Annotated in this window: 11 protein-coding genes and 1 pseudogene; 10 read left to right on the forward strand and 2 right to left on the reverse strand. The window is 73.9% G+C overall.

All coding sequences use genetic code 11. From position 1 onward, the window contains the following. Together ACWJ6R_RS09470 and ACWJ6R_RS09475 are read left to right on the forward strand one after the other, a co-directional pair. Window positions 1–908, forward strand: a 908-nt coding sequence (locus tag ACWJ6R_RS09470; RefSeq protein WP_449061846.1) for a tetratricopeptide repeat protein, incomplete at its 5' end; no start/stop codon positions are given. After that, window positions 905–985: pseudogene (locus tag ACWJ6R_RS09475) on the forward strand (zinc-ribbon domain-containing protein); the annotation flags it as partial. The gene ACWJ6R_RS09470 and the pseudogene ACWJ6R_RS09475, both read left to right, overlap by 4 nt. Before the next feature lie 59 nt (window positions 986–1,044). Here ACWJ6R_RS09475 and ACWJ6R_RS09480 read toward each other — a convergent pair. Beyond that, on the reverse strand, window positions 1,045–1,824 hold the full coding sequence (locus tag ACWJ6R_RS09480) for a DUF4429 domain-containing protein (RefSeq protein ID WP_449061847.1): 780 nt from the start codon (window positions 1,822–1,824) through the stop codon (window positions 1,045–1,047). 169 nt (window positions 1,825–1,993) lie between these two features. Between ACWJ6R_RS09480 and ACWJ6R_RS09485 the strand changes: the two genes are divergently transcribed. The 6 genes from ACWJ6R_RS09485 (at window position 1,994) to ACWJ6R_RS09510 (ending at window position 7,985) form a co-directional block, all read left to right on the forward strand. Next, window positions 1,994–3,304, forward strand: a complete 1,311-nt coding sequence (locus ACWJ6R_RS09485; RefSeq protein ID WP_449061848.1) for an aminotransferase class I/II-fold pyridoxal phosphate-dependent enzyme — start codon at window positions 1,994–1,996, stop codon at window positions 3,302–3,304. Between the two features lie 215 nt (window positions 3,305–3,519). Beyond that, window positions 3,520–4,311, forward strand: a complete 792-nt coding sequence (locus tag ACWJ6R_RS09490) for a hypothetical protein (RefSeq protein WP_449061849.1) — start codon at window positions 3,520–3,522, stop codon at window positions 4,309–4,311. Window positions 4,312–4,481: 170 nt separating this feature from the next. Continuing rightward, window positions 4,482–5,711 (forward strand): PucR family transcriptional regulator, encoded by a 1,230-nt coding sequence (locus ACWJ6R_RS09495; protein WP_449061850.1) that lies wholly within the window; start codon window positions 4,482–4,484, stop codon window positions 5,709–5,711. A gap of 117 nt (window positions 5,712–5,828) precedes the next feature. Then, entirely contained in the window at window positions 5,829–6,734 is a 906-nt protein-coding gene (gene sigJ, locus ACWJ6R_RS09500; RefSeq protein ID WP_449061851.1) for an RNA polymerase sigma factor SigJ, read from the forward strand. Continuing rightward, window positions 6,731–7,189: a carboxymuconolactone decarboxylase family protein gene (locus tag ACWJ6R_RS09505; protein WP_449061852.1), complete on the forward strand. Its 459-nt coding sequence runs from the start codon at window positions 6,731–6,733 to the stop codon at window positions 7,187–7,189. The genes sigJ and ACWJ6R_RS09505 overlap by 4 nt, the downstream gene beginning before the upstream one ends. An 85-nt stretch (window positions 7,190–7,274) precedes the next feature. Next, entirely contained in the window at window positions 7,275–7,985 is a 711-nt protein-coding gene (locus ACWJ6R_RS09510) for a VOC family protein (protein ID WP_449061853.1), read from the forward strand. 36 nt (window positions 7,986–8,021) lie between these two features. On the opposite strand, the gene ACWJ6R_RS09515 is transcribed toward ACWJ6R_RS09510, so the two are convergent. Then, on the reverse strand, window positions 8,022–9,221 hold the full coding sequence (locus tag ACWJ6R_RS09515; RefSeq protein WP_449061854.1) for a cytochrome P450: 1,200 nt from the start codon (window positions 9,219–9,221) through the stop codon (window positions 8,022–8,024). 195 nt (window positions 9,222–9,416) lie between these two features. Here ACWJ6R_RS09515 and ACWJ6R_RS09520 point away from each other — a divergent pair, with 195 nt between their 5' ends. Then, on the forward strand, window positions 9,417–9,875 hold the full coding sequence (locus ACWJ6R_RS09520; protein ID WP_449061855.1) for a DUF6789 family protein: 459 nt from the start codon (window positions 9,417–9,419) through the stop codon (window positions 9,873–9,875). Window positions 9,876–9,976: 101 nt separating this feature from the next. Then, window positions 9,977–10,672: MBL fold metallo-hydrolase (locus tag ACWJ6R_RS09525; RefSeq protein ID WP_449061856.1), on the forward strand; the 696-nt coding region annotated here is incomplete at its 3' end.

Consider the following 10,672-nt stretch of genomic DNA (forward strand, 5'->3'; position numbering starts at 1 on the left):
GCCTGCTCGTCCCGCTGGAGCGCTCCGCCGCCGCGGCCGCGCTGCCGGTCCCGCTGGCCGACCCCGCCGACCCGGCCACCCCCTTCCTGTCCGGGCTCACCGCCCGCACCCCCGGTGAGCTGACCGCCATGCTCGGATCCACACCGCACACCCCCGAGACCCTGCTCGCCCTCGCCCGGATGAGCGCCGAGCACGGCGCCGGGGAGACGGACGACCTGCTCGTCCGGGCCGCCCGCGAACTGCCGGGCGACTGGCGGGTCCTGTGGTGCCGGGGCGTGCACGAGCTGGTCTCGGGCGACCTCGCGAAGGCCGCGGAGGTCTTCGACCGGTGCTACGACCTCCTGCCCGGCGAGTGCGCGCCCCGGCTGGCCCTGGCGTTCTGCCTGGAGTGCGCCGGGGACCCGCGGGCGGCGGCACGCCGGTACGAGACGGTGCAGCGCACCGACCGCTCCTACGTGAGCGCGTCCTTCGGCCTGGCCAGGACCCTCCTGGCGGCGGGTGATCCGGACGGGGCGATCGCGGTCCTCGACGGGGTCCCGCCGAGCTCCAGCCACTTCGTCGCGGCGCGGCTGGCCTGCGTGGCGGCGGCCGTACGGGAGCGGGACCCCGCCGCGCTGGACGCCGGGACGCTCACCGGGATCGGCGCGCGCCTGGACGACCTGGCCGACCTGGACCCGCGCCGCCGGGGGGAGCTGGCCGCCGAGGTGCTGGAGAGGGCGCTGGTGTGGCTCGGGTCCGGTCGCGGCCGCGGCTCCGGGACGATCCTGGGCGTGCCGTTCACCGAACGCGCGCTCCGCCGGGAGCTGGAACGCCTCTACCGCGGGCTCGCCCGCGGCGCGGCCACCACCGCCGAGCGGCACGCGCTGATCGACCGCGCCAACGCCACCCGCCCCCGGACGATGCTGTGACGGGCCGCGCCGAAGGGTTCTGCCCGTACTGCGGCGCGGGCGTGCTGGCCGGCGACCTCTTCTGCGAGCAGTGCGGCCGCGGGCTCTCCTCGGCCCGGTGCGCGCGGTGCGGGCCCGCGCCGGTGGACCCGGACGGCTACTGCGAGCGCTGCGGCCTGAGGCAGCCCACCGGACGCGACCACGCCGAGACGACGGCGGGCGGCGCGGCGGGGGCCGACGGGTGCGGCAGCCGGGCGAGCACGGCCGCGACGAGCAGCGCGATCGTCCGGGTCTCCTTGTCCATGCCCCACAGCACCAGGCAGTGCGGGTCGTACTTGGGGGCGAGCCGGTGCACCGAGCCCCGGACGCCGAAGCGGACGTGCCCGTTCTCCAGTCCGGCGGCCGGGGTCCACTCCACGCCGGTCAGCTCGGACAGGGCGATCCGCTGCGGGCCGGCGGACTTCTTGGTCGACTCCACCGCCCAGTTCCACTCCAGGCGGACCGACTCGCCGTCGAACGTCGCGGTCCCGTCTCCCGCCGACGCCGTCAGCGGCACGCTCGGGCCGGGCATCAGGTAGCGGGAGACCGGCCCGTCCGGCACCTGGTCGATGACCAGGGCGTTGCGCACCTCGTCCACGAAGTAGTCGGCGACGCCGGTGCGGTCGGGTTCGACGGCCAGCTGGTAGGGGTCGGCCGAGTCCGGGATGCGGCCGCGTGCGGCCTGGTTGAACGGGTCGGCGCCCTCACGCAGGCGCAGCCGGAGCCGTCCGCCCTTCTTGCCGGGCTCGTGGGAGACGCCGGCCACCGCCTCCAGCGGTACGGTCACCTCGCCGAGCAACTGCCGCAGCTTGTGCACCCCCCGGTCACGGCCCGGCACGATCCGCAGGATCTCCCCGTCGAACGTCCACGTCCCGTCCCGCCCCATGACCTCCGCCATATGCCCGATCTTACGCAGAAGCGGACTTCTCCGGCCGAGACCGGGCCGTGGGGACGGGAGCGGGCCGTGGGGGCGGGAGCGTCGCCGAACCCGGCACCCCGGCGCGGCGGAGGGTCTTCTATCCTTTCAATTCCATTCCACTCCCGATCCGGCAGGCGAAGGAACCCTCGTGACCTCCTCGGTGACCTCCTCGGACTCTTCCCCCTCCCCGGCTCCGAACGCCGCGGAGCTGACCGCCGAGCGCGACCGCGCCCGGCGCGACTACGAGGAGCTGGTCCGGCGCGGCCTCTCACTCGACCTCACGCGGGGCAAGCCGTCGCCGCGCCAGCTCGATCTCGCCGAGGCGCTGCTGACGCTGCCCTCGGGCGGCCACCGCGCCGCCGACGGGACCGACACCCGCAACTACGGCGGGCTGCAGGGCCTGCCGGAGCTCCGGGAGATCTTCAGCGGTCTCCTGCAGGTCCCGGCGGCGCAGTTGGTGGCGGCGGGCAACTCCAGCCTCACGCTGATGCACGACTCCGTCGTGCACGCGCTGCTCAGCCGTCTGCCGGGCGCCGAGCGCCGGTGGGCGGACGAGCCCAGGATCGCCTTCCTCTGCCCGGTCCCCGGATACGACCGGCACTTCGCCCTGTGCGAGCGGTTCGGCATCGAGCTGATCCCGGTGCCGATGACCGCCGACGGCCCCGACATGGACGTCGTGGAGGACCTGGTCCGCGAGGACGCCCAGATCAAGGGCATCTGGTGCGTGCCGAAGTACAGCAACCCCGACGGCGTCTGCTACAGCGACGAGACCGTGCGCCGCCTGGCGGCCATGCCGGCCGCGGCCCCGGACTTCCGGATCTTCTGGGACAACGCCTACGCCGTCCACCACCTGACCGAGGACCGGGTGGAGATCGCCGACCTGCTGGTGCTCTGCGCCGAGAGCGGCAACCCCGACCGGGCCTTCGTCTTCGGCTCCACCTCGAAGATCACCTTCGCCGGTGCCGGGGTCGCCTTCTTCGGCTCCTCCCCGGCCAACGTGGCCTGGCTGATCGGCAACCTGGGCAAGGGCACCATCGGCCCGGACAAGATCAACCAGCTCCGCCACGTGGAGTTCCTCCGCGACGCCGACGGCGTGCTCGCGCACATGGAGCGCCACCGCGAGCTGCTGCGGCCGAAGTTCGACGCGGTGGAGGCGATCCTGAGCAAGGAGCTGGGCGGCACGGGCCTGGCCACCTGGTCGCGTCCGGCGGGCGGCTACTTCGTCAGCCTCGACGTGCTGGAGGGTTGCGCACGCGAGGTGGTGCGCCGCGCGACCGAGGCGGGCATCGCCCTGACGCCCGCCGGGGCGACCCACCCGTACGGGAAGGACCCCCGCGACAGCACCATCCGCATCGCGCCCAGCTACCCCGAACTGGAGGAGCTGGAGCTGGCCATCGCCGGCCTGACCGTGTGCGTGCGGCTCGTCGCCACCGAGAAGCTGCTGGAGACGGCCCGCTGACGCGTGGCTGAGGCCCGTGGGGGCTTCCCGCTGAGCACCGCGGGAAGCCTCGGCGACGGCTCCGGCCGTACCTCCTGAGGGCCGCCGGGGCGGATCCCCCGGTCGCTTCGCGGACTGCTCCGCCGAGGAGGCGGGAACACCGCGGCGGAGCAGTGATCTATGGGACATGCTGGGATCAAGAGGCCGCGGGTGGTTCGAGCCGGAGGGACGGGACTATGGCCGTCGGGTTCCGCAAGGTCGCCGGTGACATCAAGGCGCGCCGCAATCTGGACGTGTACGCCGTGGCCGCCGTCACCGTGGTCTTCGCGGTCCTGTCGACGATCGGCGACGTGCTGCCCGACAACCTCAAGTGGACCGTCGTCCTGGCCGGGATCGGCCTGCTCGTCTACCGGGTCGCGGTGCCTCCCGAGCCCGCGCGGAAGCAGGACGACCTACTGGGCGACCGCTCGGCCTACGAGCAGGTCCCGCTGCACGTCCGCTTCCGGCAGGCGCGGGACGTGCGGATCCTCGCGCCCTCGGCGGTGAACCTCCTCTCGCCGCAGACCTGTGAGCTGCTGCGGAGCACCGTGCTCTCCCGTGCGGACGGCACGCTCCGGGTGCTCGTCCTCGATCCCGCCGAGACCGCGGCGATCGGGATCGCCTCGGCGCAGCTCGACGACTCCGTCGACCTTCCCGTGCAGCGGCTGCCCGACGCGGTGCGCACCACGGTCGGCCATCTGCGGGCCATGGGCCGCTGGCAGGTGAAGGGCGACTTCGGGGCACGGCTGCTGCCCTACAGCCCCGGTTTCAGCCTCATCGCACTGGATCCGGACACCGCTCACGGAAAGGTGATCGTCGAGACGCACGGGTTCCGCAACACCTCGACCGCCTCCCGCATGCACCTGGAACTCACCAGGGAGAACAGCCCGCACTGGTACGGCTACTGGCTCCAGCAGTTCGAGCACGCCTGGCAGACCGGCTCGCCCCTCGACGGCGTGGCCACGGCCTCCGATCCCGCCCAGACCTGAGGACGGCTCGGACGAGGGGGTGCGGAAGCAACGAGGAGGGAATCGGGGAGCCGGGGGAGCAGGACCGGAAAGTTGTCACGGACGTGAGCGATGCCGACGGGCGGAATGTGCGTCGGTGTCAGGAGACGCCCTCCTGACACCGGGGTAACGTCCGAAGCCAGGAGGCGCCCGTGTCCGCTGTCCATGACGTCGAACGCCCGCCGGCCGACATCCCCCGCGAGTTCGCCGAGGTGTTCCGGCCCTACTTGGACGACCTGGCCGACGAGATGATCGGGGAGATCCGGGCGAGCGTGCCGGAGTACTCCCGGCCGAGCGGCGCCTACGCGCGCATCGTACGGCGGGCCGTGGAGGAGGCGCTCGCCGGGTTCGTGAACCGGGTGGGGGACCGGAGGGTGAGCCGGGCCCGGCTGCTGGAGGTCTACCGGGGGATCGGCGGCGGCGAGGCGAGCGAGGGCCGCCCGCTGGACTCCCTCCAGTCCGCGCTGCGCATCTGCGCCCGGGTCGCCTGGCGGAGGCTGGCCGCGGAGTCCGAGCGGCTGAACCTCTCCCGGCAGCGCATGTGCGACATCGGGGAGGCGATCCTGGTCTACCTGGACGAGATCGCCGCGGCGGCGGCCGAGGGTTACGCGCAGGCGCAGGCGCGGGCGGCGGGAGAGCTCGAACTGCGCCGCCGCAGGCTGCTCAACCTGCTGGTGGCCGATCCGCCGCCCGACGCGCGGGCGGTGGAGGACCTGTCCCGGTCGGTCGGCTGGACACCGCCGCGCACGCTGGCCTGCGTGGCGCTGGCCGCGCGCAGGCCGGGTGAACTGCCCCGGCCCGGCCTCCCGCCCGACGTGCTCGCCGACCTCGACCGTTCCGACCCCTGCCTGGTCGTGCCCGACCCGGACGGCCCGGGCCGGCAGGCACTCCTGCGCCCCCTGCTCTCCGACTGGACCGTGGCCGTCGGGCCCGCGGTCAGGGTGGGGGAGGGCACGCTCTCGCTGCGGCTGGCCGTACGGGCGCTGGACCTGGCACGCCGGGGCGTGCTCGCCTCCGACACGGTGATCAGGGTGTCCGACCACATGTCGACGATCATGATCTTCCGGGACGAGACGCTGATCGAGCTGATGGAGCGGACGCGGCTCGCTCCGCTGCGCGGGCTCAAGCCCGGCCAGCGCGACCGGCTCGCCGAGACGCTGCTGGCCTGGCTGCAGAGCGGTTACAACGCCAACGAGGCCGCGCTACGGCTGCACATCCATCCGCAGACCGTGCGCTACCGGCTCCGCCAGGCCGTCGAGCTCTTCGCCGACCAGCTGAAGGACCCGGACGGCCGGTTCGAGCTGGAGGCCGTCCTGCGGGCCTGGGCGCTGCGCGCCGGCAAGAGCGGCGATCGCGCCCGCTCCCTCTTCGACCGCGCCTGACGCCTCTCCGGTCGCGCCCGCTTCTTCCCCGATCGTGCTTCACGCCTCCCCGGACCGCCCGGGAGCGCCACGGATGCGAGCATCGGATCCGGTACGGGACCAGGGGGCGGATTTCGGATGTCACACGATCGGGGGCTGTCCCGTCCCCATGACGTGAAGAGCGATCTCGACGGGCTCGCGGTGGAGTTCCACGCGATCCGGTCCCGGCTGGTCGGAGTGGCCTACGGGCTGCTCGGCACCGTGGACGAGGCCGACGACGTGGTGCAGGACGCGTGGCTGCGGCTGGTCCGGGCCGACCGGACGGAGATCCGGGACGTCACCGGCTGGCTGGTGGTCACGGTCTCCCGGCTCGCCCTGGACGTGCTCCGTTCCGCACGCGTGCGCCGGGAGGAGTACGTGGGGCCGTGGCTGCCCGAACCCGTGGTGGAGGAGGCCGATCCGGCCGAGCGGGTGACGCTGGACGAGTCGATGAGCCTGGCGATGCTGGTCGTGCTGGAGTCGCTCAGCCCGGCCGAGCGCACCGCGTTCGTGCTGCACGACGTGTTCGGGCTGTCGTTCGCCGAGGTGGGCCAGGCGGTCGGGCGCACGCCCGCGGCCTGTCGCCAGCTGGCGGCCCGCGCGCGGCGGCACGTCTCGGCCCGCGCGCCCAGGTTCGACGTGGACACCACCGAGCACCGCAGGGTGGTGGCCGCCTTCGCCGAGGCGTCGGCGGGCCGGGACCTCGGCGCCCTGCTGGCGCTGCTCGACCCGGACGTGGTGCTCCGCAGCGACGGCGGCGGGGTGGTCAGAGCCGCCCGGCGGCCGATCCTGGGCGCGGACCGGGTGGCCCGCTTCGTGCTGGGCGTGGCCGAGCGCTTCGGTGCGAGCCACCGCCTGCGGCCGTCCACGGTCAACGGCCGGCCGGGTCTGCTCCGCTTCCGGGGGAAGGACCTCGTCTCGGTGATGGGGCTGACCGTGGCGGACGGCCGGATCACCGAGATCGACACCGTGATGAATCCCGAGAAACTGAGGAGAGTCCGATGAAGGCACGGATGAACGTCGCGGAGCTGGCTCCGGAGGCGTACAAGGCGATGCTGGGCCTGGAGGGGTTCCTGCGCACCAGCACGCTGCCGCACGCCACGCTGGAGCTGGTGAAGCTGCGCGCCAGCCAGATCAACGGCTGCGGGTTCTGCGTGGACATGCACGCCCACGAGGCGAAGAAGGCCGGGGAGAGCGACGAGCGGCTCTTCTCGGTGGCGGCCTGGCGGGAGGCGCCGTACTTCACCGACGCCGAGCGGGCGGCGCTCGCCCTCGCTGAGGAGGCCACCAGGCTGGCCGACCGGGGCGAGGCCGTACCCGACGCGGTCTGGGAGGAGGCGGCCCGGCACCACGACGAGAAGACGCTCGCCGCGCTGGTCGTGGCGATCGCCACGATCAACGCGTGGAACCGCATCTGCGTGACCACCCGGCAGATCGCCGGCTCGTACCGCCAGGGCTGACGGCGCACCGATCGCCCCGACCGGACCGGCGGCCCGCCCGCTGTACGGCCTCCCGGGCGGCGGACGCCTCTGCGATCATGCCGGGATGACGGAGAACGACGGGAACACGGCCGCGAGGCCGAGCAGGCGGGAGATCTCCGAGGCCGTCGGCGATCTGGGGTGGCGGTACGTCCTGGGTGCCCTGCAGACGACGGTACGGGTGTCCTCGCTGCGCCAGGCGGCCGACGTCGCCGCGCGGATGGTGGCGGCGGCCGGTGACGGGGCCGACGGCGGCCTCTGGATGGACGTGCGCGGCGACCGGCTGGTGCTCACCCTGCAGTCGCTCGCCGCGGCGACGGTGACCTCCGCGGAGGTGGAGCTCGCCGGCCGGATCTCCGCGGCCGCACGGGGACTCGGCCTGCGGCTCTCACCCGGGGTCGCCGACCCGGAGCCGCGGTCGGTCCAGCTCGTCGAGATCGCGATCGACGCGCTGGACATCACCCGGATCCGCCCCTTCTGGAAGGCGGTGATGGGCTACGTCGACGAGGCCGGCGCGGACGGCCCGGAGGACCCGCTCGTCGACCCGTTCCGCCACGGCCCGGCGATCTGGTTCCAGCAGATGGACGAGGCCAGGCCGCAGCGCAACCGCATCCACCTGGACGTGTCCGTCCCGCACGACGAGGCGCCCCGCCGGATCGAGGCGGCCCTGACCGCCGGAGGCGTGCTCCTGTCGGAGGAGCACGCCCCGTCCTTCTGGGTGCTGGCGGACGCGGAGGGCAACGAGGCCTGCGTGACGACCTGGCAGGGCAGGGACTGAGGCGGGCCCGGTGCGGGCCGCCGTCCGGTCGGGCGGTCAGTTCTTGGGGATGACCGGGAGCCGCTCCGGACGCCGGACGATGTGCCCGGTGGTCCACGGCACGGCGTCCGCCGGTTCGGCCAGGGCGAGGCCGGGGAGCCGCGCGGTCAGCACGGCGAACGCCTCGACCAGCTCCAGGCGGGCCAGGTTCGCGCCGAGGCAGTAGTGGGCGCCGCGGCCGAACGCCAGGTGCCCCGGGCCGTCGCGGCCGATGACGAAGCGGTCGGGATCGGGGAAGGCCGCGGGGTCGTGGTTGGCCGCGCAGGGCGGGGCCATGACGGCCTCGCCCCGCCGTACGCGGCCGCAGGAGAGCTCGACGTCCTCGGTGGCGACGCGGAGCAGGCCGACATCCCCGGGCTCCTCCATGCGGAGCAGTTCCTCGACGGCGGGCGCGACCAGCTCGGGGGACTCCACCAGGCGGGCGTACTCGCCACCCGGGCCCAGCAGCCGGAGCAGGGCGCGGGACAGCACTGAGGCCGTCGTCTCGTGACCGGCGAGGAAGAGCCCGAGCGTGATGCGGATCAGCTCCTCCTCGTTGAGCTTGTCGCCCTCGTCGTGGGCCTCGATGAGCGCGGTGAGCAGCCCGTCACCGGGGGCGAGGCGGTGCGCGGCGATGAGCTCGGCGATGTAGGACCCGAACTCGATCATCGAGGCGATCTGCTCGTCGGGGGTGAGCGCCGAAGTGGAGAGTGCGGCGTCGGACCACTCCCGGACCCGCTCGACGTCGAGGTCCTCGACGCCCATGACGTCGCAGATCACCTGGACCGGCAGGGGGAAGGCGAAGCGGGAGACGAAGTCGGCCGGGCCGTCCTGCTCCAGCATCTCGTCGATCAGCCGGTGCGAGATCGCGCGCACCCGGGGACGCCACGCCTCGATCTGCCGGGGGGTGAAGGTCCCGGACAGCAGCCGCCGCAGCCGGGTGTGGCGCGGCGGGTCCATGGCGATGATGCTCCCGGGGGCGTCGGCGAGGTCGAACCCGGGGAGGAAGCGCGGGGCCCCGGGGTAATCGAGCTCCCGGGAGAACCGCGGGTCGCTCAGGACCGTGGCGACGTCGTCGTACCCTACGGCCAGCAGGGCGCGGTCCCCGCTGGGCATCTCGACCGGTCCGAGGGGTTCCTCACGGTGACGGCGGCCGTACTCGGCGGGAGGGCCCTGGTGCGGCCCTGGGGCGAACGGGAACTGCGCGGCGTCCGACATCAACCGACCGTATCAACGGAACCTCCGGCGGGGAAGGAGCCCTCCCCGGACCCCGGTAGGAGCGATCCGCCCCCGGGTTCGGAGTTCGCGCCGTCTCCGGGTTCGGAGTTCGCGCCGTCCCTGGGCTCGGAGTCCGCGCCGGTTCCGGGGACCGTGCGCCGGTTTCCCGTGCCGGGACGGGGGCATTCGCCCGTCATGATGCGCAACCTGGTCAGAGGAGCCGCAGGGGGCGCGCTCGCCACCGCGGTGATGAGCGTGGTGATGATCGCCGGGGAGAAGGCCGGGCTGATGGGTGACCAGCCGCCCGAACGCATCGTCCGCGCCGCCCTCCCCGGTCCCCGGCACCGGCCCAAGCCGGGTGAGGGAGTGCTCGGCGCGATCGCCCATTTCGGATTCGGCGCCGGCGCGGGCGCGCTGTACGGCCTGCTCTCCCGCGGGCGGCGGGTCGCTCCGTCGCTCGGCGTCGTCTACGCCCTGGGGATCTGGGTCGGCAGCTACGCGGGCTGGGTGCCCCGCCTGGGGATCCTGCCCTCGATCCCGCACGACCGTCCGGGGCGCCCCCTGGTGATGGGCACGGCTCACGTGGTGTACGGCGCGGCGCTCGCTCTCGCACTGAACCGGATGAACGGCACGGACCATGCCGGATGCGGGTGAGACGGATCCGGCGTGTTCCCGCAGGGCTTCCCTCCTTTCCCGCGGGTATGGACGGGTGAGGGCCCATCGGGGCCGTGCGCCGACCGAACGGGGGCGGGGAAATGGAGATCGTGTCGTTCCGCACTCCGGGTCTCGGTGACCAGAGCCACCTGCTGGTCCACGAGGGCCGGGGGGTGCTCGTCGACCCCCAGCGCGACGTCGACCGGTTCCTGCGGGTCGTCGCCGAGCGGGACGTGGAACTGCGGTTCGTGCTGGAGACCCACCTGCACAACGACTACGTCTCGGGCGCCGAGCAGGCCGCCCTGCGCACCGGGGCCGAACTGGTGTTGCCCGCCGCCGCGGCGGCCGCCTACCGCCACACCCCCGCCTTCCACCTGGAGGACCTCGCGGACGGGCGGGGCCTGGTCGTCCGCCCGATCCACACCCCGGGCCACACCCCCGAGCACACCAGCTACCTGGTGCTGGCCGACGGCGAGCCGGCGGCGGTCTTCTCCGGCGGCAGCCTGCTGGTGGCCTCGGCCGGCCGTCCCGACCTGCTGGGCCCCGAGCGGGCCCGCACCCTGGCCCGCCTGCAGTACGGCTCGCTGCGCCGGCTGGCGGCCCTGCCTCCGCGGACCGGTCTGTTCCCCACCCATGGAGAGGGCTCGTTCTGCACCTCTTCCGGCGCGGGCCGGCACACCTCCACCATCGGGGCGGAGCTCCTCGGCAACCCGCTCCTGGCCCTCGCCGTCGGACCCACGGGCTCCGAGGGCCCCGTAGGCCCCGTGGGCGGCACGGGCTCCCCGGACGCCACCGAC

This window comes from Planomonospora algeriensis, assembly GCF_977012225.1.

Coding starts and splice junctions, on each gene's coding strand:
- ACWJ6R_RS09480 (WP_449061847.1), bottom strand. CDS start 1,824: ATGGCGGAGGTCATGGGGCGGGACGGGACGTGGACGTTCGACGGGGAG.
- ACWJ6R_RS09490 (WP_449061849.1), top strand. CDS start 3,520: ATGGCCGTCGGGTTCCGCAAGGTCGCCGGTGACATCAAGGCGCGCCGC.
- sigJ (WP_449061851.1), top strand. CDS start 5,829: ATGTCACACGATCGGGGGCTGTCCCGTCCCCATGACGTGAAGAGCGAT.
- ACWJ6R_RS09505 (WP_449061852.1), top strand. CDS start 6,731: ATGAAGGCACGGATGAACGTCGCGGAGCTGGCTCCGGAGGCGTACAAG.
- ACWJ6R_RS09510 (WP_449061853.1), top strand. CDS start 7,275: ATGACGGAGAACGACGGGAACACGGCCGCGAGGCCGAGCAGGCGGGAG.
- ACWJ6R_RS09515 (WP_449061854.1), bottom strand. CDS start 9,221: ATGTCGGACGCCGCGCAGTTCCCGTTCGCCCCAGGGCCGCACCAGGGC.
- ACWJ6R_RS09520 (WP_449061855.1), top strand. CDS start 9,417: ATGATGCGCAACCTGGTCAGAGGAGCCGCAGGGGGCGCGCTCGCCACC.